The sequence below is a fragment of the Pseudescherichia sp. genome (assembly GCF_031979925.1).
Lineage (GTDB): Bacteria > Pseudomonadota > Gammaproteobacteria > Enterobacterales > Enterobacteriaceae > Pseudescherichia.
Genome location: NZ_DALZFB010000002.1, coordinates 549,824 through 573,990, shown reverse-complemented (window position 1 = coordinate 573,990; position 24,167 = coordinate 549,824). Strand labels below are relative to the sequence as shown.

At 55.1% G+C, this 24,167-nt stretch carries 21 protein-coding genes and 1 other RNA gene; 6 read left to right on the top strand and 16 right to left on the bottom strand.

Annotated features, from left to right (window positions below; all coding sequences use genetic code 11):
• Together sufB and sufA are read right to left on the bottom strand one after the other, a co-directional pair.
• Nucleotides 1–1,062 (bottom strand): Fe-S cluster assembly protein SufB (gene sufB, locus RTM13_RS06220; RefSeq protein ID WP_312210996.1); only part of this gene is annotated, 1,062 nt, incomplete at its 3' end.
• Nucleotides 1,063–1,070: 8 nt separating this feature from the next.
• Nucleotides 1,071–1,439, bottom strand: a complete 369-nt coding sequence (gene sufA / locus RTM13_RS06215) for a Fe-S cluster assembly scaffold SufA (protein WP_312210994.1) — start codon at nt 1,437–1,439, stop codon at nt 1,071–1,073.
• 417 nt (nt 1,440–1,856) lie between these two features.
• On the opposite strand from sufA, the gene RTM13_RS06210 reads away from it, so the two are divergent.
• On the top strand, nt 1,857–2,075 hold the full coding sequence (locus RTM13_RS06210) for a ParD-like family protein (RefSeq protein WP_312210992.1): 219 nt from the start codon (nt 1,857–1,859) through the stop codon (nt 2,073–2,075).
• Nucleotides 2,056–2,844 carry a type I methionyl aminopeptidase gene (gene map, locus RTM13_RS06205; RefSeq protein ID WP_312210991.1) on the top strand — a complete coding sequence of 263 codons (789 nt, stop codon included), beginning with the start codon at nt 2,056–2,058 and terminating at the stop codon, nt 2,842–2,844. The genes RTM13_RS06210 and map overlap by 20 nt, the downstream gene beginning before the upstream one ends.
• Nucleotides 2,845–3,194: 350 nt before the next feature.
• On the opposite strand, the gene RTM13_RS06200 is transcribed toward map, so the two are convergent.
• From RTM13_RS06200 to RTM13_RS06185, 4 genes are all read right to left on the bottom strand, one after another.
• The gene (locus tag RTM13_RS06200) at nt 3,195–3,515 is read right to left on the bottom strand and encodes a hypothetical protein (RefSeq protein ID WP_312210989.1); all 321 of its coding nucleotides are present in this window, start codon (nt 3,513–3,515) and stop codon (nt 3,195–3,197) included.
• A gap of 126 nt (nt 3,516–3,641) precedes the next feature.
• Nucleotides 3,642–4,556, bottom strand: coding sequence for a kdo(2)-lipid IV(A) palmitoleoyltransferase (lpxP, locus tag RTM13_RS06195; protein WP_312210987.1), 915 nt, complete (start codon nt 4,554–4,556; stop codon nt 3,642–3,644).
• Nucleotides 4,557–4,766: 210 nt separating this feature from the next.
• The gene (gene menI / locus RTM13_RS06190; RefSeq protein WP_312210985.1) at nt 4,767–5,177 is read right to left on the bottom strand and encodes a 1,4-dihydroxy-2-naphthoyl-CoA hydrolase; all 411 of its coding nucleotides are present in this window, start codon (nt 5,175–5,177) and stop codon (nt 4,767–4,769) included.
• The gene (locus RTM13_RS06185) at nt 5,174–8,230 is read right to left on the bottom strand and encodes an FAD-binding and (Fe-S)-binding domain-containing protein (protein ID WP_312210983.1); all 3,057 of its coding nucleotides are present in this window, start codon (nt 8,228–8,230) and stop codon (nt 5,174–5,176) included. The genes menI and RTM13_RS06185 overlap by 4 nt, the downstream gene beginning before the upstream one ends.
• Before the next feature lie 206 nt (nt 8,231–8,436).
• Between RTM13_RS06185 and ydiK the strand changes: the two genes are divergently transcribed.
• Entirely contained in the window at nt 8,437–9,549 is a 1,113-nt protein-coding gene (gene ydiK, locus RTM13_RS06180; protein ID WP_312210981.1) for an AI-2E family transporter YdiK, read from the top strand.
• 195 nt (nt 9,550–9,744) lie between these two features.
• Nucleotides 9,745–9,852, top strand: an RNA gene (gene rprA / locus RTM13_RS06175) — antisense sRNA RprA.
• Nucleotides 9,853–9,929: 77 nt separating this feature from the next.
• Here the strand turns inward: rprA and RTM13_RS06170 are convergent.
• Nucleotides 9,930–10,949: a hypothetical protein gene (locus RTM13_RS06170; protein ID WP_312210980.1), complete on the bottom strand. Its 1,020-nt coding sequence runs from the start codon at nt 10,947–10,949 to the stop codon at nt 9,930–9,932.
• Nucleotides 10,950–11,169: 220 nt separating this feature from the next.
• Nucleotides 11,170–13,548, bottom strand: a complete 2,379-nt coding sequence (gene ppsA, locus RTM13_RS06165; RefSeq protein ID WP_312210978.1) for a phosphoenolpyruvate synthase — start codon at nt 13,546–13,548, stop codon at nt 11,170–11,172.
• Between the two features lie 326 nt (nt 13,549–13,874).
• On the opposite strand from ppsA, the gene RTM13_RS06160 reads away from it, so the two are divergent.
• Together RTM13_RS06160 and aroH are read left to right on the top strand one after the other, a co-directional pair.
• Entirely contained in the window at nt 13,875–14,708 is an 834-nt protein-coding gene (locus RTM13_RS06160; RefSeq protein ID WP_312210977.1) for a pyruvate, water dikinase regulatory protein, read from the top strand.
• 154 nt (nt 14,709–14,862) lie between these two features.
• Nucleotides 14,863–15,909, top strand: a complete 1,047-nt coding sequence (gene aroH, locus RTM13_RS06155) for a 3-deoxy-7-phosphoheptulonate synthase AroH (RefSeq protein WP_312210975.1) — start codon at nt 14,863–14,865, stop codon at nt 15,907–15,909.
• Nucleotides 15,910–15,942: 33 nt separating this feature from the next.
• Here aroH and selO read toward each other — a convergent pair whose 3' ends face one another.
• The 8 genes from selO to pheT all read right to left on the bottom strand — a co-directional run bounded on the left by selO (nt 15,943) and on the right by pheT (nt 24,165).
• The gene (selO, locus tag RTM13_RS06150) at nt 15,943–17,385 is read right to left on the bottom strand and encodes a protein adenylyltransferase SelO (protein WP_312210973.1); all 1,443 of its coding nucleotides are present in this window, start codon (nt 17,383–17,385) and stop codon (nt 15,943–15,945) included.
• Between the two features lie 63 nt (nt 17,386–17,448).
• A complete protein-coding gene (locus tag RTM13_RS06145; RefSeq protein ID WP_312210971.1) occupies nt 17,449–18,162 on the bottom strand; it encodes an EAL domain-containing protein in 714 nt (237 codons plus the stop codon).
• Nucleotides 18,163–18,407: 245 nt separating this feature from the next.
• The gene (locus RTM13_RS06140; protein ID WP_312210969.1) at nt 18,408–18,872 is read right to left on the bottom strand and encodes an NlpC/P60 family protein; all 465 of its coding nucleotides are present in this window, start codon (nt 18,870–18,872) and stop codon (nt 18,408–18,410) included.
• A gap of 77 nt (nt 18,873–18,949) precedes the next feature.
• Nucleotides 18,950–19,687 (bottom strand): vitamin B12 ABC transporter ATP-binding protein BtuD, encoded by a 738-nt coding sequence (gene btuD / locus RTM13_RS06135; RefSeq protein ID WP_409456028.1) that lies wholly within the window; start codon nt 19,685–19,687, stop codon nt 18,950–18,952.
• An 11-nt stretch (nt 19,688–19,698) separates the two neighbouring features.
• Complete coding sequence (locus RTM13_RS06130) at nt 19,699–20,250, bottom strand: glutathione peroxidase (protein WP_312210965.1); 552 nt, start codon at nt 20,248–20,250, stop codon at nt 19,699–19,701.
• 141 nt (nt 20,251–20,391) lie between these two features.
• Complete coding sequence (btuC, locus tag RTM13_RS06125; protein WP_312210963.1) at nt 20,392–21,372, bottom strand: vitamin B12 ABC transporter permease BtuC; 981 nt, start codon at nt 21,370–21,372, stop codon at nt 20,392–20,394.
• Between the two features lie 101 nt (nt 21,373–21,473).
• A complete protein-coding gene (gene ihfA, locus RTM13_RS06120; RefSeq protein ID WP_006820203.1) occupies nt 21,474–21,773 on the bottom strand; it encodes an integration host factor subunit alpha in 300 nt (99 codons plus the stop codon).
• Between the two features lie 4 nt (nt 21,774–21,777).
• A complete protein-coding gene (pheT, locus tag RTM13_RS06115) occupies nt 21,778–24,165 on the bottom strand; it encodes a phenylalanine--tRNA ligase subunit beta (protein ID WP_312210961.1) in 2,388 nt (795 codons plus the stop codon).
• Nucleotides 24,166–24,167 lie beyond the last annotated feature (2 nt).

The following is a 24,167-nucleotide window of genomic DNA, read 5'->3' as shown; positions in this document are numbered from 1 at the left end:
GCTGGTCAGCGCCACGGAGTAGAACTCGCCGATGGAGTTATCGCCGCGCAGGATAACGCTGGGGTATTTCCAGGTGATTGCCGAGCCTGTCTCTGACTGCGTCCAGGACATCTTGCTGTTCTCACCTTCACACAGCGCACGTTTGGTAACGAAGTTCAGGATGCCGCCGGTATTGTTATCCCCTGGGAACCAGTTCTGCACGGTGGAGTATTTCACCTCCGCGTCTTTGTGGATGATCACCTCGACTACCGCAGCATGAAGCTGATAGCTATCGCGCACCGGGGCCGAACAACCCTCAATGTAGCTAACGTAGCTCCCCTCATCGGCAACCAAAATGGTGCGTTCGAACTGCCCCGTTTTCTCGGCGTTAATACGGAAATAGGTCGACAGCTCCATCGGGCAGTGCACGCCTTTTGGCACATAGATAAAGGTGCCATCGGAGGCGACGGCGGCGTTCAGAGCCGCAAAGAAGTTATCATTGCCCGGCACGACGGTACCGAGATATTTCTTCACCAGCTCAGGGTGATCATGGATAGCCTCACCAAACGAGCAGAAGATAATCCCCTGCTCCGAGAGTTTCTCCCGGTAGGTGGTCGCCACCGAAACCGAGTCAAAAATGGCATCTACTGCCACTTCGCGGCCTTCACGCACCGGAACACCCAGCTGGTTAAACGCCTCTTCAACCTCGTTGGTCAGGAAGGCATTCGCCCCTGTCTGCTGCACCGCACCCGGCTCTGAGGCGCAGGTATCGTCGCAGTTACCGCAGGAAGGCGCAGAGTAGTAGCTGTAATCCTGATAGTTGAGCTTGTCGTAGTGTGCCTTAAGCCAGTGTGGCTCCTCCATGGTCAGCCATGCCCGAAAAGCATTCAGGCGGAACTCAAGCATCCATTCAGGTTCATTTCGTTTGGCCGAGATAGCCCGCACAACATCCTCATTGATGCCGTGAGCCATCTCGTCAGTCTGTAACCGGGTAAAAAAGCCCTCTTTATAGTTAAGGTGGCCTGACCAGGTCTGGACATCGTCCATTGCTTCAGTTTTATGAGACTCAACATTACGAGACATAGTACCGCCTATACCCCAAAGCTTTCACCACAGCCGCACTCGTGCTGAGCTTTCGGATTATAAAATTTAAATATCTGGTTTAATCCTTCGCGCACATAATCGACGGTCGTTCCATCAATGAACGGCATTGCCTGTAGGGGGACATACAGGCGCGCACCGTCTAGCTCAAACAGGAGATCGTCTTTTGCAGGCTCGGTCACGGTATCCAGCACATAGCCAAAACCTGCACAGCCTGTCTGTTTGATGCCGAGGCGAACGCCGCGCAGCTCTGGCTGCTTGCTGGTTAGTGCGCGAATATGCTCCGCAGCCGCTGGGGTCAGAATTAACCCCTGCCAGCCGGGATTGTTTGGATCGAAAGTCCCTGAATGCAATTCCATAGGTATACCTCACATGATTACGTCAGCAGGACATAACGCTATGTTAGTGATAATGATTATCACTTCAACCTCTAATCCGCAGGGTTATTCGCGTTAATAGCCCTTTTTGTACACTTCTATTAAGCATAGACCCTGCTGCGAGGGTTAACAGGAAAGGATTTATAATCTCAACGTATTGAAATAAATAGATTTTTATTGCTCAAAACTGCTGTTTGATAACAAAAATGAAACATGTATAGGCAATGCCTATTTATGCGATTAGCGTTAAAAAACTGCTAAAACGGTCGTTATGGACTTTCTAAAACGTAGATTTTTAATACCGCGTAATCGACAGCTAAATCCCACTGACTGCCGAGGTTGCCATCTCTCTACAAAAAACATACGATTCATATATAAATTATTACGGAGCGTATATTAATGGGTATCGTTAAAATTTCTGATTTGCTGCATGAAGACGTCCGCGATGCCAGTAAAGCCATGTCACGCTCAGTGAACGCGCAGGCCGAATACTGGATCCGCATCGGTATGATGAGCGAGCTTTACCCGGACCTGAATTACCAGCAAATCAAGATGATGATGCTGAAATCGGGCTCCGATCGTTTAATGGAGGTGATCGATGCCATCAATTCCCATTAAAACCGCAGATGAGCTTGCCCGTCAGCGTCATGCAGGCGCGCTGCTTGCTTCCGTATTTGAGATGCTGGACACGTTTATTGTTCCGGGGATCACTACCATGGAAATCAATAATCAAGCAGAAGCCTATATTGTTGATCGGTTGCAGTCCCGCCCTGCCAGCAAAGGGCAATATGATTACCCTTACGTACTGAATACCTCTGTTAATGAAGTCGTCTGTCACGGAGTGCCGAAGGCTAACGAACACCTGAAATCCGGCGCTATCGTCAATGTCGATATCACCCTGGAAAAAGATGGTCTGATTGCTGATTCCAGCAAAATGTATCTGATTGGTGACGTCTCTCCCCTCGCCCGCCGGTTGGTGAAAAAAACCTGGGAGGCTATGTGGCTGGGCATTAAAACGGTAAAACCAGGCGCGAGACTGGGGGATATCGGCTATGCCATCCAGAAGCATGTTGAAGAGAGCGGCTATAGCGTTGTCAGAGAATTTTGCGGGCACGGTATCGGCAAAGAGATGCATGAAGAACCGCAGGTGCTGCACTACGGCAAACCCGGTACGGGGGAAGTGTTGCAGGAGGGGATGGTTTTTACCATCGAACCGATGGTAAACCAGGGCGACAGCAAAATTAAAACCAAAAAAGATGGCTGGACAGTGGTGACCCGGGATAAAAAACTCTCGGCGCAGTGGGAACACACCATAGCGGTGACCGCTGACGGTTTTGAAGTATTAACGCTGCGTAAAGACGAAATCATTCCGGACCACATCATTTAAGCCTGATTTACTCTATAAAGTAAATCAGGCGTGGACTACATACAGCCAACGGTTATGTTGAAGAATATAAGGGGCGTTGGTGATTTATCTGTAATTGGTGAAAAAACATGCTAAGGTGGCGTTTCAACTCAACGGGCCGGAGGGGTCATCCCCAATCTCAAGTTTAAGTGCCCTGTCTGCAACGGTTCTAAGTTCATCTTCACAACTTTTTGCCCTGACAAAAATTATCCCCATGGGGCCGTCTGTTCCGTTTGCGGAATCAGACTCACTGCGAAAACTACCCTCCCGAAAAGGCGGAGATGGAAAAAAGTGGCATGAACCCAGGCCTCGCGCGAGGCCTGTTTACAGTATTACTCTTGCGTACTGCGCAACAGGATATGCCGATAGTATTTCCTCATTATGTAAACGTTGAACTGTGTCCAGAGTTGAACGCAGGGTACGACACAAATTACGCAGCGAATAATATCTCTCTCTATCCCCGGCTCGCCTGGAAATAGAGAATCAAATAGTTCAAATGCGCCCAGCAGCAGCAAAAAATAGAGCGCTGTGCCTATCCAGAACTCCCTGTGCGTTCTCGCCATTCTAAAAGCATCCTGGTAATTTTTATTGCGAACTTTTCGTGGCAGGTTAGCCAGTTCGGGAATGCTTCTTCTGCACCAGTAAAGTTTCATGCATGCTCCTTGCTGTTATCAACATGATAATGATAAGCATAATCAACAAACATGCACAGCCGCTAAAATGGGTAGAGCTGTCAGGATTGCAACCGCCCGCATCAGCAGGCAGCTTTTATATAAGAATCAGAGGTAGAGCGAGGCTTCGCCCATGGGGCGGGTTTTAAAGCGGCGATGGATCCACAGATACTGCTCAGGGGCGCGCATAATCTCCCGTTCAATCACCCGGTTCATATAGCTTGCCGCTTCAAACTCATTGTCCACCGGATAGTCCGTTAGCGCCTCGCCGATATGCAGCTGGTAGCCAGAGCCATCAGGCTTGCGTATCATCGTCACCGTCAGCATTGCCGAACCGGAGAGACGCGACAGCACATAGGTACCGTTGGTCGTCGCGGCATTTACGGAGAAGAACGGCGCAAAGGTGCTGCCTTTACGGCCATAGTCCTGGTCTGGCGCAAACCAGACTGCCTCCCCCTTACGCAGCGCGCTCACCAGGCCCTTCAGGTTGCGACGGTCGATCATCGATTTATTGGAGCGCATACGGCCTCGGGTCTGCACCCACTCCATCACCGGACTGTTGTGCTGACGGTAGGTAGCCATCATCGGCTGGCACAGCCCCATCACCCGACCACCCAGCTCCAGCGACATAAAGTGCACGCCAACCACCATCACGCCATTATATTTTTTCTGCGCTTCGACCAGGTTTTGATAACCTTCCACGTCGAACCAGCGGCGCACCCGCTTGTCTGGCCAGAACCAGGCCATACCGGTCTCAATGAGGCCCATGCCCAATGACATAAAGTTCCTGTCGATGAGGGTCTCACGCAGCGCGGGCGTCATCTCCGGGAAGCAGAGCTCAAGGTTGCGCCGGGCAATGCTTTCCCGCCGTTTTAAGAACGGACGCGCTACACGGCCAAGGCCGGTGCCGAAGCGGTAGAGCAAAGGATACGGCAGTTGAACGAGAAGCCAGAGAACGGCAAGGCCAAACCAGGTTGACCAGTGACGGGGATGCAGAAAAGCCAGTTTAAACGAAGCGCACATAACCTTGTTACCTTTAAGCTTATAGTAAGTAGCGCTTAAGGAAACAACGAATCCCTTCATTAGGTCAGTCAGCGTTACGGTCTTCGATTAAGACAATAGTTTTAGCCGAAGATTCAATCGCGCGGATTTTAGCATGTTTTTAAAAAATCACATCTGGGGAAGAAAAAAATAGATCGGTAGGAAACGGCAGGCCTGACCTGCCGCAAAATCTCAGACGACGGCGGTAGTCAGCCTGGATGAACAGCACAAACGATCCTGCTCATCAAAGATATCAATCTGCCAGACCTGGTGGCGGCCGCCGGTATGCAGCGCGGAGCAGACGCCACGAACCCGGCCGCTGCGTACGGCGCGGATATGGTTGGCGTTAATCTCGATCCCTACCACGTTATGCTCGGCCTCGGTGCAGAGATAGCCCGCCACCGAACCGAGGGTTTCCGCCAGCACCACCGACGCGCCGCCGTGCAGCAGACCAAAAGGCTGATGCGTGCGGGCATCAACCGGCATCGAAGCTTCAAGCACATCGTCACCGATGCGCTCAAAACGGATATCAAGCAGTCCTACCATATTGCCCTCGCCCATCGCATTCAGCGCGTCGAGGGTAGCCGTACGTTTCCAGATCATCCTATTATCTCCAGTAGAGCCTGTAGCGGATGGCGTACGCCGCTGCCCTCAATACGCTTCACCTGGCTGCGGCACGAGTACCCCGTCGCCAGGCAGCGGTTGCGCGGCAGACGCTGCATTGCCTGGTGCCAGGATAGCTCGTAGATGCCCAGCGAATTAGCATGATTACTGATCTCATGACCGTAGGTTCCGGCCATGCCGCAGCAGCCAACGCTAACGTTCTCAAGTTTAGCGCCAAAGCGGGCAAAAATCGTTGCCCACTGTCCCGGTGCGCCCGGTAGCGCGGTGACCTCGGTACAGTGACCAAACAGATACCACGCCTCGCCGCCGGGAGCCTGCTCCTCATGCGATGCCAGCGCGGCGGGTAGCCACTCGTGTACCAGCTGGACGTTAAACTCGCCGCGCTTGTCCCCTAACGTCTGTTTGTACTCATCGCGATAGCAGAGCACCAGCGCCGGATCGACGCCGACCATCGGCATCCCGAGCTGTGCTACCCGCGCGAGGAAATCAGAGGTTTTTTGCGCCGTCTTAGCAAAACGCGTCAGGAAACCTTTGATGTGCTGCGCCTTACCGTTCGGCGAGAACGGCAACAAGACCGGTTGATAGCCCAGTTTCTCTATCAGCCGGATCAAGTCGCTCACTACCTGGGCGTCGTAGTAGCTGGTAAAGGGATCCTGCACCACCAGCACCGTTTTCGCTCGCTGCTCTTCGCTAAGCTGCTCCAGCTCGTCGAGGGTCATGTTGGCCGAACGATGCCCAACCATCTGCTGCTGGAGGGAAGGCACCGACAGCAGAGGCAGATCCACCATCCCAATATGGGTGGCCGACAGCGCGCGCACCCATGGCTGGTTCATAAAGAAGTTAAAGGTCTTTGGCGCACGGGCCATCAGCGGCGCATAGCTCTCTACGCTGGCGATAACGTGATCGCGCAGCGGTCGCAGATAGCGGGTGTGATAGAGCTGAAGGAAGCGCGAGCGAAACTCCGGTACGTCAATTTTAATTGGGCACTGGGTCGAACAGGCTTTGCACGCCAGACAGCCGGACATCGCCTCTTTCACTTCGTGGGAGAAATCATACTCACCATGGCGAGCATGCCAGCTGTTACGGGTGCGTTCGATCAGGCTTCGTAGACTGGCACGTTTTTCCGGCAGCTCTTTTTCCAGCTTGATGGGATCGATACCGCGATCGGCAAGCAGCCGCAGCCATTCGCGCACCAGCGTGGCACGACCTTTTGGTGAGTGGATACGGTTGCTGGTGATTTTCATCGACGGGCACATCGGGCTTTTCGCATCAAAGTTAAAGCACAGCCCGTTGCCGTTGCACTCCATCGCGCCGCGCCATGAGGAGCGTACGCTAATAGGGATCTGTCGGTCAAAGGTGCCGCGCTTTACGGCATCGACCTGCATCATCGGCGCATCGAGGCCTGCTGGTGGGCAGATTTTACCCGGGTTGAGTCGGTTCCGCGGATCGAACGCCGCCTTCACCTTGCGTAGCTCGCCGTAGAGCTGCTCGCCAAAGAAAGCCGGGCTGTATTCGGCGCGGAAACCCTTGCCGTGCTCACCCCAGAGCAGACCGCCATACTTCGCCGTCAGGGCCACCACCTCGTCGGAGATCTTTTTCATCAGCATCTCCTGCTGCGGATCGCACATATCCAGCGCCGGGCGAACGTGCAGCACGCCCGCATCCACGTGACCAAACATGCCGTAGTTCAGCCCGTGACTGTCGAGCAGCGCGCGAAACTCAACGATGTAGTCCGCCAGATGCTCCGGCGGCACGCAGGTATCCTCCGCAAAGGGGATCGGCTTCGCCGCGCCCTTGGCGTTCCCCAGCAGTCCGACCGCTTTTTTACGCATCGCATAGATACGCTCAATCCCTGCCAGCTCGCTGCACACCTGCCAGCCGATCACTCCACCCTCCTCGGCAGCAATCAGCGTATCCAGACGCTCACAGAGGCCGTTGACCTGACCGTCGATAAGTTCAGCATCATCGCCAGCAAACTCAACGATGTTCAGCCCCAGCATGGTTTTATCCGGCACGTCGGTAATCAAATCGTGCACGGAGTGCCAGACGATATCCTCTCGTGCCAGGTTAAGTACCGTAGAGTCAACGGTCTCAACCGACAGCGCCTGAGCCTCCACCATAAAGGGTGCGTTGCGCAGCGCCGAGTTAAAGGAGTCATACTTAACGTTAACCAGCCGGCGCACCTTCGGCAGCGGCGTAATATCCAGCTGCGCTTCGGTAATAAAGGCCAGCGTTCCCTCCGATCCGGTCAGAATGCGGGTGAGATCGAAGGTAGTCATCTCATCATCAAAGACGTGACGCAGATCGTAGCCGGTCAGGAACCGGTTTAGCTTGGGAAACTTATCGATAATCAGTTGGCGATTGTTATGACAGCTCTCATATACCGTTTTATAGATACGTCCCTGCGCGGTCTGCGCCTTGCCAAGCGTACGCGCCAGCTCCAGCGAGACCGGCTGCGTATCCAGCAGATCGCCACCCAGCAGAACGGCCCGTACCCCCAGCACGTGATCGGACGTCTTACCGTAAACCAGCGATCCCTGCCCGGAGGCATCGGTATTGATCATGCCACCGAGAGTGGCACGGTTGCTGGTGGAGAGCTCGGGGGCGAAGAAGAAACCGTACGGTTTCAAAAACTGATTAAGCTGATCTTTGATCACTCCGGCTTCCACGCGTACCCAGCCCTCTTCGGGGTTTATTTCAAGGATGCGATTCATATAACGGGAGAGATCGACAATGATGCCCTGGTTTAGCGCCTGGCCGTTGGTGCCTGTCCCCCCGCCGCGAGGGGTAAAGACCAGCGACTGGAAGCGGGCCTCACCGGCAAGCCGGGTGATCAGAGAAACATCGGCAGTTGAACGGGGAAAAACCACTGCATCGGGGAGAAGCTGGTAAATACTGTTATCGGTCGCCATGGTTAGCCGATCGGCGTAATCCGTGGCGGTATCACCTGTAAAACCCTGTTGCTCCAGTGCCTGCAAAAAATTGAGCACCAGCTGAACGACGCCGGGTGCTTGAGAAATCTGTGGGATCATTACTGTTGACCCTGCCTGACTGTTAATGTTGTAAGTGTATCGTTTGCGTTGTGCGTTTATCGTTGTATCACATTTTTTTATGCTACGCCCCTTTGAATTACGGGCAAAATAGCGCGGTCAAAACGTGCTGAAATAAACAGCCGTATTGATGTATTAAACAGACGCTGCGCCGACGGCTCGGCGAAAACAAAAGGTGGATAGATCTTATGATTAATAGTCGTCAGCCCGGAGATGTAGCTCAGATCCTGCTCTCGGTGCTGTTTTTAGCCGTTATGATTGTTGCCTGTTTATGGATAGTGCAACCCTTTATCCTCAGCTTTGCCTGGGCAGGCACCATCGTGATTGCCACCTGGCCACTGTTTTTACGCTTCCAGCGTGTGCTGGCGGGCCGTCGCTCTCTGGCGGTGCTGTGTATGACCGTGATCTTAATCCTGGTCTTTGTTATTCCTATTGCCCTGCTGGTGAATAGCCTTGTTGACGGCAGCGGCCCGGTGATCCGCGCCATTACCTCTGGTGATTTGACCCCGCCGGATCTGGCCTGGCTCAAGAGTGTTCCGCTGGTGGGCCATAATCTCTATCTCGGCTGGCATAACCTGCTGGATATGGGCGGCAGCGCGATTATGGCTAAGGTACGTCCTTATCTGGGCGCAACCACGACCTGGTTCGTCGGCCAGGCGGCGCATATTGGCCGCTTTATGATGCACTGTGCGTTGATGCTGCTGTTCAGCGCCCTGCTGTTCTGGCGCGGTGAGCGGGTAGCTCAGGGTATACGTCACTTTGCCACTCGCCTGGCGGGACGACGTGGCGATACCGCCGTGCTGCTGGCGGCGCAGGCAATCCGCGCCGTGGCCCTCGGTGTTGTCGTGACCGCGCTGGTGCAGGCGGTGCTGGGCGGCATTGGGCTGGCTGTCACCGGCGTACCTTACCCGACCCTGTTTACGGTGGTCATGATCCTCTCCTGTCTGGTACAGATTGGTCCGCTGCCGGTGCTGATCCCGGCTATCATCTGGCTCTACTGGAGCGGAGATACCACCTGGGGCACGGTGCTGCTGGTCTGGAGCTGCGTGGTAGGTACGCTCGATAACGTCATCCGCCCAGTGCTGATTCGCATGGGCGCCGACCTACCGCTGATTCTGATCCTCTCCGGCGTGATTGGCGGACTGATCGCCTTTGGCATGATCGGCCTGTTTATCGGTCCGGTACTGCTCGCGGTTTCATGGCGTCTGTTCGATGCCTGGGTACATGAGGTTCCTCCTCCTGGTGAAGCCAGGGATAATCTTCTGGAAAAGGTTAACGATCGCGAATTGCGTAATAAATAGTCATTAAAGCGGGGAAACCCGCTTTACTATTAAGCCCCGCTTATCAATTATTTATATTTCCTTTCTGGTCGGACCCTGCAACTCACTATATATACGCTATATCCGCAATTTTGCTTGTCGCAAAATCGTTACTTATGGTTAACTATTGAGACGAATCTGATCGACGCTAATAAGGGTGATGCCTACTATTAAGGCACGGTTATAAATCAAGGCTTTGATTTATAAGCATGGAAATCCCCTGAGTGAAACAACGAATTGCTGTGTGTAGTCTTTGCCCATCTCCCACGATGGGCTTTTTTTTAACCTAAATTCCCGCTCTTAAAATAACCATAAAAAAAGCCAGACCGGAGTCTGGCTTGATGTTTAAATAACAGACAATATTATCTGGTGCGATCGGTCGTCGTTACCTGACGCGGCTGAGTGCGGCGTCCTACCATACCCATGGCACCTGCCAGTACCACTTCAATGAGCAGCATAAAGAAGGTAAACCAGCTGGCTTTAGCGGTAGCGGCGGCTGCTTTCTCACCTGCTTCACGGGCTTTCTGCTCCGCCTGCGCTTTCAGCTCCTCAAATTTAGCCCGCGCTTCCTGATAGCTTTTCTCGGTCTGGGCAACAATCTGTTCCGCTTCGGCATCAGATTTACCGGTACGCGCCTGAATAATATTTTTCAGCGCTTCGCGGTCAGCTGCCTGGAAGGTGTCCTGATTTCTGTCGATTAAGCCTTTGATAAACCCTGCGACATCGGTGTCGGCCGTCTGCGGCGTGTTAGCCGTTGCCGCCGCCTGATTCTGGGCATTGTTGGCTTCATTCTGCGCCTGATTTTGCAACGCCTCGGGCTGCAATTCAGGTTTACCGGTTTGTCGCAGCGTCGTCTCCAGCTCTTGCTGTAAGCTATCAAGATTAATATTGTTCTCGGCGAGTTTATCCCTCACCATATCCTTAACCGGTGGCGCGGCGGCGCTGATACCACTGCCTACGGCCTGCAAACCCGCTCCCATAATATTCATTGCGCCTGTCACCGCGCTGCTGGCTAGCGTAATAACAAACCAGGCACTGATGATAGTATTGACGCCAAACATCAACACTCCATGCAGAGCACCCTCTCGCTGTGCCAGCCTGCCTGTGGCATAGGCCCCCGCCGCAATGGCGATCAGCATGCTCAGGCCGGTCCAGATCGCCGCCCCCATGCCGATACCACCCATCGGGTTCTCCTCTTCCAGAGGATCGATAGTGGTGGTACCAATGGCCGTTCCAAGAATGGCGAGCATCAGGTAGAGCACCATTGAAATAATGACGCCAGCAAATACTGCACTCCAGGAAATACGTTTTAGTGGGACGCCTCTACCCGGCGTATATATATCATCGTAATCGTTTCGGACATGCACATGTTGATCGGTCATCTCTTCTTCTCCCTTATAACCATACGGCTTATGTCGCAACTTTCGACGGTTTAATAAGTAGAGCTGAAAATAGATCAGCTTTAACCTCTGTAAGAGTAGTCTGACATCAGCAAATAAACCTGGTTGTCATCACATCAGCAGAATTTATTTTGACCAGAGGCAAACCGGCAGAGGAAAAGAGAGCCTTCCGGGGAGGGGAAGGCTCTGGGGGTAGGAGGGGTTACGGCTTAATCTCGGCGAGGCTCAGCCAGGTCTGAACGACGGTATCCGGGTTCAGCGACAGGCTGTCGATCCCCTCCTCCATCAGCCAGGCGGCAAAGTCCTCGTGGTCGGATGGTCCCTGACCACAGATACCAACGTATTTGCCCTCTTTTTTCGCCGCACGGATCGCCATAGAGAGCAGTGCTTTGACCGCCTCATTGCGTTCGTCAAAGAGTTCAGATACCACGCCGGAGTCACGATCCAGGCCCAGCGTCAGCTGCGTCATATCGTTCGAGCCGATAGAGAAACCGTCAAAGTGCTCAAGGAACTGCTCCGCCAGGAGGGCATTGGACGGGATTTCACACATCATAATGACCTTCAGTCCGTTCTCGCCACGCTTCAGACCCTGACGTGCCAGCTCGTCTACTACCGCTTTCGCCTGCTCAACGGTACGGACGAATGGGATCATAATTTCGACGTTGGTAAGACCCATATCGTTACGTACGTGTTTAACCGCCTCGCACTCCAGGGCAAAGCAGTCGCGGAAGCTGTCTGAGACATAGCGGCCCGCGCCACGGAAGCCGAGCATCGGATTCTCCTCTTCCGGCTCGTAACGCTCACCGCCCACCAGGTTGGCATACTCGTTGGATTTGAAGTCAGAGAGACGCACGATAACGCGTTTCGGCCAGAAGGCCGCACCGAGGGTAGCAATGCCTTCGCTCAGCCGCCCGACGTAGAAGTCCTTCGGTGATTTGTAGCCCTTCATCATCTCGCGAATTTCGTTTTGCAGGGCAGGATCCTGGTCATCAAACTCCAGCAGCGCACGCGGGTGCACGCCGATCATGCGGTTGATAATGAACTCCAGACGCGCCAGGCCAACGCCTTCGTTCGGCAGGCAGGCGAAATCAAAGGCGCGATCCGGATTACCCACGTTCATCATGATCTTCAGCGGCAGATCGGGCATGGTGTCAACGCTGGAGCTCTGTACGCTAAAATCGAGCATCTCGGCATAGACATAGCCGGTGTCGCCTTCAGCACAGGAGACGGTAACCTTCTCGTCATCGCGAATGCGCTCGGTCGCGTCACCGCAGCCCACGACCGCCGGAATACCCAGTTCGCGGGCGATGATCGCCGCATGGCAGGTACGTCCACCGCGATTGGTCACGATGGCCGCCGCTTTTTTCATGATCGGTTCCCAGTCCGGGTCGGTCATGTCCGTCACCAGCACGTCGCCAGGCTGAATGCGGTTCATTTCGCTGATATCGTGGATCACCTTAACCGGCCCGGCGCCAATGCGGTGCCCGATGGCACGGCCTTCGACAACCACCTTGCCCTGAGCGTGAAGCGTATAGCGCTCCATAACCTGACCACGGGAGCGCACGGTCTCCGGACGCGCCTGCACGATAAAGAGCTTGCCGGTATGACCATCTTTGGCCCACTCGATATCCATTGGGCGACCATAGTGTTGCTCAATCAGCACCGCCTGCTTCGCCAGCGCCTGGACCTCATCGTCGGTCAGGGAGAATACGTCGCGATCGGCTTCAGGAACGTCTTCAATACGTACCTGCTTGCCATGCTCCTGGCTTGGGGCATAGACCATACGGATCTTTTTTGAACCCATGGTGCGACGCACAATGGCGGGACGATCGTTCGCCAGCGTCGGCTTGTGCACGTAGAACTCGTCCGGGTTAACCGCACCCTGCACGACCATTTCACCCAGCCCCCATGCGGAGGTGATAAACACAACCTGATCGAAGCCGGATTCGGTATCGATAGAGAACATGACGCCGGAGGAGGCTAAGTCCGAACGCACCATGCGCTGCACGCCAGCAGAGAGCGCTACGCCGCGATGATCGTAGCCCTGATGCACGCGATAAGAGATGGCGCGATCGTTAAACAGCGACGCAAAGACGTGCTTCACCGCCACCAGCACCGCATCGTAGCCCTGTACGTTGAGGAAGGTCTCCTGCTGACCGGCAAACGAGGCATCCGGCATATCTTCCGCCGTGGCGGATGAGCGCACGGCGAACGACGCTTCGGCATCGCCTTCTGAGAGCTGGTCATAGGCCTCATGAATTGCCTTTTCCAGCTCCGGCTGGAAAGGGGTATCGATGATCCACTGGCGGATCTGCGTCCCGGCCTTCGCCAGTTCGCCTATATCATCAATGTCCGTTTTATCCAGCAGTTCGTAGATACGCTGGTTGACGCCGCTTTGATCGAGAAACTGATTAAACGCATCCGCTGTGGTAGCAAACCCGTTCGGGACAGACACGCCAGTTTCAGACAGGTTAGTAATCATTTCACCCAGGGAGGCATTTTTGCCCCCAACGCGGTCAACATCATTCATGCCGAGTTGGTTATACCAGAGCACCAGCGGTGACGAGCCATTGTTGGACATCGGACAATCCTTTTTTGATATATGATTGAGTTAGCAACACCTGACGTACCTATTTATCCTGGCATAACTGGCTCGCTTAAAAAAACGGTGAATCGTTCAAGCAAATTTATTTTTCTATTTTTCGGACAGTTTCACGCTATTTTGTAACCTGCTGATTTGGTTGCACTCTATTTGAGATTTTTTGTATACATGAAAAATAAAAGTGAAATGTACATTTCAGTAAAAATAAAAACGCCATTTCATTTTGTGCAAATGCGCAATGCGCAGTAGTATGGTACCTAAATTATTTTTAGCGTTAACACCATCATGCAAACGGGGGATAAAAAATGGAAAATTCAGCCGATCGCCAGGTGTTTTATATTTCTGATGGCACGGCCATTACGGCAGAAGTGCTCGGGCATGCGGTCATGTCGCAGTTTCCCGTTGCCATTCACAGCATCACGCTGCCGTTCGTCGAAAACGTCCAGCGTGCCAATGCGGTCAAGGAGCAGATTGACGCCATTTTCCAGCAGACAGGCGTGCGGCCGCTGGTCTTTTACTCTATCGTCATGCCGGAGATCCGCAGCATCATTACCCAGAGCCAGGGCTTCTGCCAGGATATCGTCCAGGCGCTGGTTGCTCCGCTCCAGCAGGAACTTAAGCTCGATCCTAGCGCAGTCGCCCACCGTACCCACGGACTCAATCCAGGGAACCTGACGCGATATGACGCCCGTATCGCCGCGATTGACTACACCCTTGCCCACGACGACGGCATCTCCATGCGCAATCTGGAGCAGGCGCAGGTGATCCTGCTCGGCGTCTCCCGCTGCGGCAAAACGCCTACCAGCCTCTACCTGGCCATGCAGTTCGGCATTCGCGCCGCTAACTACCCCTTTATCGCCGACGATATGGATAACCTGGTATTGCCCGCTGCGTTAAAACCGCTTCAGCACAAACTGTTTGGCCTGACCATTAACGCCGAACGCCTTGCGGCTATTCGTGAAGAGCGCGTTGAGAACAGCCGCTACGCCTCAATGCGCCAGTGTCGACTGGAGCTGGCCGAAGTAGAGGCACTCTATCGTAAAAATAATATTCCCTACCTGAACAGCACTAACTATTCGGTGGAGGAGATTGCGACCAAAATCCTCGATATCATGAAGCTGAATCGCAGCATGTACTAATTAGCTAGTACAGGACACCATTTTCCGCTATCATTGCCCGCAGCATTGTGATGTGCATCACTCTCATACTTGAAAACATCAAGGATTGGTTTATCGTGATGCCCATCACTTCCGGCAGGTCTGCCGCTGAAGCCACAAATTTCTGAGATAAGTCATGAACAAAACTGATGAACTCCGCACTGCGCGCATTGAGAGTCTGGTGACCCCGGCCGAGCTGGCCCAGCGGTATCCCCTCTCCCGGCCGGTTGCGGAACACGTTAACGCCTCGCGTCGGCGGATAGAGAAAATATTAAACGGCGAAGATCGTCGCCTGTTAGTGATTGTAGGCCCCTGCTCAATTCACGATCTTGATGCGGCCATGGATTACGCTCACCGACTCCAGACGCTGCGTGAAAAGCATCAGGATTCGCTTGAGATTGTGATGCGTACCTATTTTGAGAAACCGCGCACCGTCGTGGGCTGGAAAGGATTGATCTCCGATCCGGATCTTAACGGCAGCTATCGGGTTAATCACGGTATGGAGCTGGCGCGTAAGCTGCTGTTGCAGGTAAATGAGCTGGGCGTACCAACCGCCACCGAGTTTCTCGATATGGTGACCGGACAGTTTATTGCCGATCTCATTAGCTGGGGTGCAATCGGGGCGCGCACCACAGAGAGCCAGATCCACCGTGAGATGGCATCCGCGCTCTCCTGCCCGGTAGGATTCAAAAACGGAACGGATGGCAATACCCGCATCGCGGTTGACGCTATTCGTGCCTCACGGGCGAGCCACATGTTCCTCTCGCCGGATAAAAACGGGCAGATGACCATCTACCAGACCAGCGGTAACCCTTACGGCCACATTATTATGCGCGGCGGCAAGACGCCTAACTACCACGCCGAGGCGATTGCTGAGGCCTGCGATACGCTGAGCGAGTTCTCACTGCCTGAGCATCTGGTAGTGGACTTCAGCCACGGCAACTGCCAGAAACAGCATCGTCGCCAGCTCGATGTATGTGACGACGTTTGTCAGCAGATCCGTAGCGGTTCGACGGCCATTGCCGGGATTATGGCGGAGAGTTTCCTCCAGGAAGGGACACAGAGGATTGTCGCCGGGCAGCCGCTCACCTATGGGCAGTCGATTACCGACCCATGTCTGCATTGGGAAGACACGACGCTGCTGGTGGAGAAGCTCTCTGCCGCGGTGTCCACTCGACTCTAACGTTCCGCCCGCCATGGTGGCGGGCGTTCTCTTCTAGCTTGAACAGCTCACTTCCAGATGCTTGCCCCAGTCAGGCGGCCGACTAACGTAGTCATCATTACGATCGCTAAAGGGATCGCGTAATGCCTGGTGCAGCCGCTCCAGCTCATGGGTATCGCCCTGCTCGGCATCGCTGATAGCCCGCTGCGCCAGCCAGTTACGCAGGACCAGCGCCGGGTTTACGCTTTTCATCTGTCGCTGGCGCTCGGCATCGTCAATTTGCTCGCCCTGCAACCGCGTACGGTAGGTACTAAACCAGGCATCAAACGCGCCGCGATCGATAAACTCATCGCGCAGCGGCGAGCTGGCGCTGTGCTGCTCACTATTGCTCAGCATGCGGAAGGTACGCGTATAGTCGCTGCCTTCGCGCGCCATCAGGGCAAACAGCGTATTCAGCAGATCGTTATCGCCTCGCTGCTCGGTGAACAGGCCCAGCTTGCTGCGCAGTAGTTTACCGTACTCCTCCAACAGCACCTGCTGATACTCATCCATGGCAGCGTTCAGCGTGTCGACATCGATAAAGGGCGACAGCGTTTGGGCAAGCCGCTGAAGATTCCACAGGCCAACCGCGGGCTGATTATCAAAACGGTAGCGACCCTGATAGTCAGAGTGGTTACAGATAAAACCAGGCTGATAATCATCCAGAAAGCCGAACGGACCGTAATCAATGGTCAGGCCAAGGATCGACATATTGTCGGTATTCATCACGCCGTGGGCAAAGCCTACCGCCTGCCACTGAGCGATCAGACGCGCGGTACGGGCTACAATATCCCGCAGCCAGAGCACATATTTATCGCTCTCATCAGCAAGGTGCGGCCAGTGATGACGGATGGCAAAGTCGGCCAGCTGGCGAACCTTCTCCGGCTCGCGGCGGTAGTAGAAGTGCTCAAAATGGCCAAAGCGCAGATGGCTCTCCGCGATACGCATCAGCATGGCTCCCCGCTCGGTGGTTTCTCGCGCTACCGGCGTATCGCTGGTGGCAATCGCCAGCGCCCGGGTGGTGGGGATCCCCAGATAGTGCATAGCCTCCGAGGCCAGACTTTCGCGAATGGTCGAGCGCAGCACGGCGCGTCCGTCACCCATGCGGGAGTACGGCGTCTGCCCTGCCCCCTTAAGGTGCCAGTCCACCGTTTTGCCATCGGCGAGCAGCTGCTCGCCGAGCAGAATGCCGCGGCCATCGCCCAGCTGCCCTGCCCAGACGCCAAACTGATGGCCGCTATAGACCTGAGCCAGCGGCGACATGCCCGGCAGCAGCGTTTCACCGCCCCAGACGCCCGCCCCCTCGGCAGGAGCAAAAAGTGCATCAGGCACGCCCAGCGTTTGGGCCAGCGCAGCGTTGTGCCATAGCACGCGCGCATTGCGCAGCGGCGTAGGGGAAAGCGAGGTGTAAAAGCCCGGCAGCTCGTCGCGCCAGTGTGTCGTAAACGAAAGGGTCATGGTTCCTCCTCTTCCTGTAGTGTAGAAGGTATCGGGAGGAATAAACACTGGCAGAGTGCGCGGTTATCCCTGCACCAGTTGGGTAACCTGCTGCGGAGGCACCGGCGGCCACAGACGTCCCTGCATCGCGCTAAAGGCAAACGGCGTCACTTTCTTTAGCGCCTGTTCGCTGTCTATGCCTGCAATCATCATTGAGCGGCAGTAGGGTTTTACCTGGCTAACAATAGCTTGCATAAATGGCTGAAACGATCGCGCTCTGAGACGCTGATTAACAAAGTTTTTATCCAGCGCAACACGCGTGAAAAGACCATCAAATATGGCCCGGGTCGACGCCACTCCTGCCCCAAAATTAGCCAGCACTAAAGAATAACGATTAGCCAACTGCACCAGTAACGGATTCTCATTTCCCCTGTTTAACTGCGGGTAATTTTCATTGAGAGTAAATTCAATAAAGGGGAAACGATTTACCGAAGCGGCCAGCTTTTCATCCATTAAAAGTGCACCAGCAATAACCGGGTTAATATTGATCCATGCTATAAGATGATGCTGAATAAAAAAGAGCTGGCAGGCGTCAATCAGCTCCAGCTGTTCGTTAAACAGCGCAATAGCCTGCTGCGACGTCAGGCGCGGCAGCACAAGCTCTGCGGGAATGCGCACGTCGGGGTCTATACCAATAAAATTAACGACAATCTCAAGCCCCTGAAGCCTACCCTGCGCATCACGCGCCGGGTTGAATAGCAGTTCAGAGCGCCAGACATTGTCGAGCGATACAATCATTGTTTCTGCTCCACGATCCCAAAATAATTTTAGACGGTCCCTTGCCAATAATTAAGGTTATCCTGGGAGGAAGATAATTGCCAGTCGGGCATTATAAATTAGTACGATAGTTGATAATTATCAGCTGCCTAATTAGTAAGCATTAATATATTGAGTAAATATTTTTCAACGTGTGGAAATGTTACGTTATGCAAAAACAAAACGGAGCCATGTTATGACCCCGTTTCCATAATATGGCGGAAAAATTAAATTCTTCGCGCCTGCCAGAACTTTTTACGCCAGTAGACGTTATCGAGAGAAGACCTCATTACCCCCCGGCTGGTGGAGGCGTGAATAAACTGGTTATCGGTATCGTAGATCCCAACGTGCAGACCGCTGTCGCCGGAGCCGGTTTTGAAGAAGACCAGATCCCCAGGTAACAGTTCATCTTTATCAATTTCTGTTCCCACCTTTGCCTGCTGACGCGTCTCGCGAGGCAGACGGAGATCGAACCGATCCCGGAAGGTCATCAGCACAAACCCAGAGCAGTCTATGCCGCCCCGGCTCATACCACCGTAACGATACGGTGTGCCCCGCCAGTGGCTGAGCTGATCGTTAAGATTCGCGATAACGGTGATCGAGTCCGCCAGCCGTGGATTCGGCGGTGGAGCCCGGTGGTGGCTGCACCCTGCTAAAAAAAGCACGGTGGCGAAAAGAAACCATAGGCGCATTCAGGGCTGATCCTCTGCTCTATTATTTTTCCAGTAATTTAGCGTGGCGGGAAAGCGCCGCGCAATATGCTATGCGTTTACAGTGTAGAAATAAGTACGCTGTGCCCCTCTACGTCAAGGCGACGAAAAGGCATACCGTAGGCCTCGGCCAGCCTTGCCGGCGTTAGCACGCTATCACGTGGGCCGCTGGCTATCAGCTTACCGTTACGCAGCAGCCATGCCTGGTGGGCATGACGCAGAGTATGGTTGAGATCGTGGCTGCTCATCACCACGGTAATACCTGCCCGATAGAGCGCGCTAAGCAGGCGATCGAGCGCCGCCTGCTGGGCAACGTCCAGGCTGTTCATCGGCTCATCCAGCAGCAGTAGCTCTCCCTCTGGGTTACCGGCCGGATGGATCTGCAGAACCACCGCCGCCAGACGCACCCGCTGCCACTCCCCGCCTGAAAGCTGGTTCGCCGTGCGCCCGAGCTTATCCTCCAGTCCCAGCGCACCGGCAACGTCATGCAGCAGTTCAGTATGCTTACGATCGGGCTGGTGCAGCGTCAGGTAGTGCCAGACCGGCATGGCAAAAGGCGGATGTTGCAGCTGGGTAAGGTAAGCGCGACGCCGGGCCAACGCGGTCGCATGCCAGGTATCCAGCGGTTTGCCGTTTAGCATGATGCTTCCCGGCCCGCTCGCCAACCCTGACATGCGTGCCAGCAGGGTACTTTTCCCGGCACCGTTTGGCCCCACCAGATGCAGGATTTCACCGGCATTGACCGTGGCCGTGACCGGCCCCAGCCTGCCAGACTCCGCTACATCCTGTAGCGCCATCAATGCGTTCACTATTTTGCTAACGCCAGCTTGATGGCTTCCATCACGATAGGATCTTCCGGCGTCATGTCCGGCGCAAAACGCTGAACGACCTCTCCATCACGACCAATCAGGAATTTTTCAAAGTTCCAGAGAATATCGTCAGGATAGAGCGGAGCACGGCCTTTGCTGGCAAGGCGCTCGTAAAATCCGCTCTTCTCCGGCGCGACGGCAGTGGGTGCGGCGGCAATCAGCTTCTGATAGAGCGGATGACGGTTCTCGCCGTTAACGTCAATTTTGCTGAACATCGGGAAGGTGACGCCATAGGTCGTGCTGCAGAAGGTTTTAATCTCCTCTTCACTGCCTGGCTCCTGGCCTAAAAACTGGTTGCAGGGAAAGCCGAGCACCACGAAACCGTCTTTCGCCCAGGCTTTTTGAATGTTCTCCAGCTGCTCATACTGCGCCGTCAGGCCGCATTTTGACGCTACGTTGACCACCAGCAGCACCTTGCCCTGGTAATCTGCAAGCGTGGTTTTCTCACCATCAATTGTCGTCACGTCAGTGTTCAGAATATCGTGTTGCATAGCTTCCCCTTGGTTATCAAACGCGCCACCGGTTCAGTCGCCGGCCTTTAATAATAGACAATAAGACGGCGTGCATTCATCCGCAATTTTATACTAAAAGTTTCTTAGCAAGAGGGAGTTAAGTGCGGTGCGTTAACGCTGCTATCTGGCTGCCTTCAGCAGCAGCCAGATAAACACCGGTGCGCCTAGCGTTGCGGTCACCACGCCGATGGGTAGCTCCGCCGCATTGAGCGCCTGACGGGCGACAACGTCGGCAAACAGCAGCGCGGTCGCCCCTGCCAGCGCACAACCGGGCAGCAGCACGCGGTGATCGGTCAGGCCACAGAGGCGCAGAATATGGGGGATCACCAGGCCGATAAAACCGATCGATCCAGCCAGCGCGACGCTGACGCCCACCATCCAGCCGGTGGCAACCACCAGGATGTTGCGCCAGAACCACAGCGGCAGGCCCAGCTGACGTGCAGAGGTCTCCCCCAGCGCCAGCATATTGAGCGGCTGCGACTGCATGCAGACCCATCCCATTACCGGCAGCAAAGCCAGCATCAGCCAACCCTGCTGCCAGTCAACGCCGCCAAACCCGCCCATCATCCAGTACATGAGCTGGCGGAGGTCGAATGAGGTCGAGAAGTAGATGGCCCACGTCATCAGCGCGCTACAAATAATGCCCAGCGCAACGCCCGCCAGCAATAAACGGCTGATGGAGAGATGACGGCGGGCGAAGTGCAGCAGAATAAGGGTGATCATCAGCGCCCCGGCAATGGCGCACAGGCCGAGCGCCCAGACAGGCAGCGCCCCCTGCCCCAGCATGACGGCGGTAATCAGGCCGACGCCCGCGCCGTTAGAGACGCCAAGCAGCCCAGGCTCCGCCAGCGGGTTTTCAAACAGCGCCTGCATCAGGGTGCCGCAGAGCGCCAGTGCCGCCCCGACCAGCACCACCGCAAGGGTACGGGGCAGACGGATTTGCCAAACGAAGAGCTGCCCGCGCGGGCTTAGCCAGTCGCCGGGCGCAATCCATTGATCGCCCGCACAGAGGCTAATCACAATAGCCAGCAGCAGAAGCAGTGAGAGTCCGCCAAGCCAGCGGGCGTGGCGACGGGTCTGTAGGTGAGCAAGAGCTAGCATCGGATCCATCCTGCTTTACGTCATGAGGGTTGATTTTAAAATGCCGAGCGGTGAGTGAAAAGAAAAAAGGCCGCACAGGCGGCCTTTTTGATTAGTTCAGATTACTCTGCTTTGGGCGAAGCGTTTTCGACACGGCTTTTTAGCTTCTGACCGGGTCTGAAGGTCACCACGCGCCGGGCTGTAATGGGAATATCCTCGCCCGTTTTCGGGTTACGTCCCGGGCGTTGATTCTTATCACGCAGATCAAAGTTACCAAAACCGGAGAGTTTTACCTGCTCACCATTTTCCAGAGCGCGACGGATCTCTTCGAAAAATAGCTCTACCAGCTCTTTGGCATCCCGTTTGCTAAGCCCAAGCTTATCAAACAGATATTCTGACATTTCAGCTTTTGTAAGCGCCATAGGTTCAATCCCTCAATGATGCCTGGAATCGCTCTTTCAATGCCTCTACACATCTGGCAACGGTAGCGGCAATCTCCTCTTCTTCGAGTGTACGGCCGGTATCCTGAAGGATCAGGGTGATAGCGAGGCTCTTATAGCCCTCTGCTACGCCCTTGCCGCGGTACACATCAAACAAGTTTACGCCAACTACCTGATTTACGCCAACTTTCTTACACTCAGCCAAAACATCTGCTGCAGGGACGTTTTCCGCGACCACAACCGCGATATCACGACGGTTTGCCGGGAAGCGTGAAACCTCCCGCGCCTGCGAAATCACACGGTCTGCGATGGCGTTCCACTCAATCTCAAACACCAGTGTCCGGCCGTTAAGATCCAGTTTACGTTCCAGCTCAGGATGCACAACCCCAATAAAACCAATACGTTCGCCTTTCAGATAAATCGCGGCGGACTGGCCTGGGTGCAGCGCCGGATTGGCTTCAGCTTTAAACTGAACGTCAGCCAGCTTGCCGGTCAGATCTAGAACGGATTCCAGATCGCCTTTTAAATCATAGAAATCGACGCTCTCTTTTGCCAGGTTCCAGTGCTCTTCATAGCGACTTCCGGTAATAACTCCGGCCAGCATCACATCCTGACGGATCCCCAGATTCGCCTGCGTATCAGGTACAAAGCGCAGCCCGGTTTCAAAAATGCGTACGCGGCTCTGCTGACGGTTCTGGTTATAGACCACCGTACCCAGCAGACCGGTCAGCAGCGACAGGCGCATGGCCGACATTTCGCTGGAGATCGGGCTTGGCAGGATCAACGCTTCTTCGCCCGGATGGATCAGCTGCTGCAGTTTCGGATCCACGAAGCTGTAGGTGATCACCTCCTGGTAGCCTTTGTCGATAAGCATGGTTTTCACCCGCTTCATCGACAGATCCGCTTCGCGGTGGCTGCCCATGATCAGACCCGCCTGTACCGGCTCATCAGGGATGCTGTTGTAGCCGTAGACGCGCGCAACCTCTTCGACCAGGTCCTCCTCGATCTCCATATCGAAACGCCAGGCTGGCGCAACTGCCTGCCACTGGTCCTGACCTTCGGTCACCTCACAGCCCAGACGGCGCAGAATATCGCTGACCTGCTCGTCGGCAATGTGGTGGCCGATCAGGCGATCCAGCTTGCTGCGGCGCAGGGTGATGGTTGCGCGCTTCGGCAGTGCGGCGTCGTGAGTCACATCGATAACCGGACCGGCTTCGCCGCCGCAGATATCCAGCAGCAGGCGGGTCGCACGCTCCATCGCTTTATACTGCAGCGCCGGATCGACACCGCGCTCGTAGCGATGGGAGGCATCGGTGTGCAGACCGTGACGACGGGCGCGACCGGTGATGGAGAGCGGGCTAAAGAAGGCGCACTCCAGCAGCACATCCTGGGTTTCCCCATTTACGCCCGAGTGTTCGCCACCGAAGATACCGCCCATCGCCAGCGCTTTGTTATGGTCAGCGATCACTAGCGTATCGGACTGCAACTTCGCTTCGCTACCGTCGAGCAGGACCAGCGTCTCACTCTCTTTTGCCATACGCACGACGATCCCGCCCTCAATGCGGCCCAGATCGAAGGCGTGCATCGGCTGACCCAGCTCCAGCAGAACAAAGTTAGTCACGTCCACAACCGCGTCAATAGAGCGGATGCCGCAGCGGCGCAGCTTCTCACGCATCCACAGCGGGGTTGGTGCGGTGACGTCGATACCCTTGACCACGCGGCCCAGATAGCGCGGACAGGCATCGGCGGCTTCAACGCGGATAGGCAGCGTATCGTTAATCGTTGCGGCCACCGGCGCCATCTCTGGCTCGGTCAGCGGCAGCTTGTTCAGCACGGCAACGTCGCGGGCCACGCCGATAATACCCAGGCAGTCGGCACGGTTCGGCGTTACGCTGATCTCGATGGTGTTATCGTCGAGCTTGAGGTAGTCGCGAATATCGGTGCCGATCGGCGCATCCGCCGGCAGTTCGATAATCCCGCTGTGATCGTCGGAAATACCCAGCTCGGAGAAGGAGCAGAGCATCCCTTCGGACGGCTCGCCGCGCAGCTTGGCAGCTTTAATTTTAAAATCGCCCGGCAGTACCGCGCCGATGGTCGCCACGGCCACCTTCAGCCCCTGGCGGCAGTTTGGCGCACCGCAGACGATATCGAGCAGGCGTTCGCCGCCGACGTTAACCTTGGTTACCCGCAGCTTGTCCGCGTTCGGATGCTGGCCGCACTCGACCACTTCGCCCACCACAACGCCGTTAAAGCTGCCGGCCACGGCGTCAACGCCGTCTACTTCCAGGCCTGCCATCGTAATTTGATCGGAGAGCGCGTCGCTGTCGACCGCCGGGTTAACCCATTCACGTAACCACAGTTCACTGAATTTCATTA

Coding starts and splice junctions, on each gene's coding strand:
- sufA (WP_312210994.1), bottom strand. CDS start 1,439: ATGGAATTGCATTCAGGGACTTTCGATCCAAACAATCCCGGCTGGCAG.
- RTM13_RS06210 (WP_312210992.1), top strand. CDS start 1,857: ATGGGTATCGTTAAAATTTCTGATTTGCTGCATGAAGACGTCCGCGAT.
- map (WP_312210991.1), top strand. CDS start 2,056: ATGCCATCAATTCCCATTAAAACCGCAGATGAGCTTGCCCGTCAGCGT.
- RTM13_RS06200 (WP_312210989.1), bottom strand. CDS start 3,515: ATGAAACTTTACTGGTGCAGAAGAAGCATTCCCGAACTGGCTAACCTG.
- lpxP (WP_312210987.1), bottom strand. CDS start 4,556: ATGTGCGCTTCGTTTAAACTGGCTTTTCTGCATCCCCGTCACTGGTCA.
- menI (WP_312210985.1), bottom strand. CDS start 5,177: ATGATCTGGAAACGTACGGCTACCCTCGACGCGCTGAATGCGATGGGC.
- RTM13_RS06185 (WP_312210983.1), bottom strand. CDS start 8,230: ATGATCCCACAGATTTCTCAAGCACCCGGCGTCGTTCAGCTGGTGCTC.
- ydiK (WP_312210981.1), top strand. CDS start 8,437: ATGATTAATAGTCGTCAGCCCGGAGATGTAGCTCAGATCCTGCTCTCG.
- RTM13_RS06170 (WP_312210980.1), bottom strand. CDS start 10,949: ATGACCGATCAACATGTGCATGTCCGAAACGATTACGATGATATATAT.
- ppsA (WP_312210978.1), bottom strand. CDS start 13,548: ATGTCCAACAATGGCTCGTCACCGCTGGTGCTCTGGTATAACCAACTC.
- RTM13_RS06160 (WP_312210977.1), top strand. CDS start 13,875: ATGGAAAATTCAGCCGATCGCCAGGTGTTTTATATTTCTGATGGCACG.
- aroH (WP_312210975.1), top strand. CDS start 14,863: ATGAACAAAACTGATGAACTCCGCACTGCGCGCATTGAGAGTCTGGTG.
- selO (WP_312210973.1), bottom strand. CDS start 17,385: ATGACCCTTTCGTTTACGACACACTGGCGCGACGAGCTGCCGGGCTTT.
- RTM13_RS06145 (WP_312210971.1), bottom strand. CDS start 18,162: ATGATTGTATCGCTCGACAATGTCTGGCGCTCTGAACTGCTATTCAAC.
- RTM13_RS06140 (WP_312210969.1), bottom strand. CDS start 18,872: ATGCGCCTATGGTTTCTTTTCGCCACCGTGCTTTTTTTAGCAGGGTGC.
- btuD (WP_409456028.1), bottom strand. CDS start 19,687: ATGGCGCTACAGGATGTAGCGGAGTCTGGCAGGCTGGGGCCGGTCACG.
- RTM13_RS06130 (WP_312210965.1), bottom strand. CDS start 20,250: ATGCAACACGATATTCTGAACACTGACGTGACGACAATTGATGGTGAG.
- btuC (WP_312210963.1), bottom strand. CDS start 21,372: ATGCTAGCTCTTGCTCACCTACAGACCCGTCGCCACGCCCGCTGGCTT.
- ihfA (WP_006820203.1), bottom strand. CDS start 21,773: ATGGCGCTTACAAAAGCTGAAATGTCAGAATATCTGTTTGATAAGCTT.
- pheT (WP_312210961.1), bottom strand. CDS start 24,165: ATGAAATTCAGTGAACTGTGGTTACGTGAATGGGTTAACCCGGCGGTC.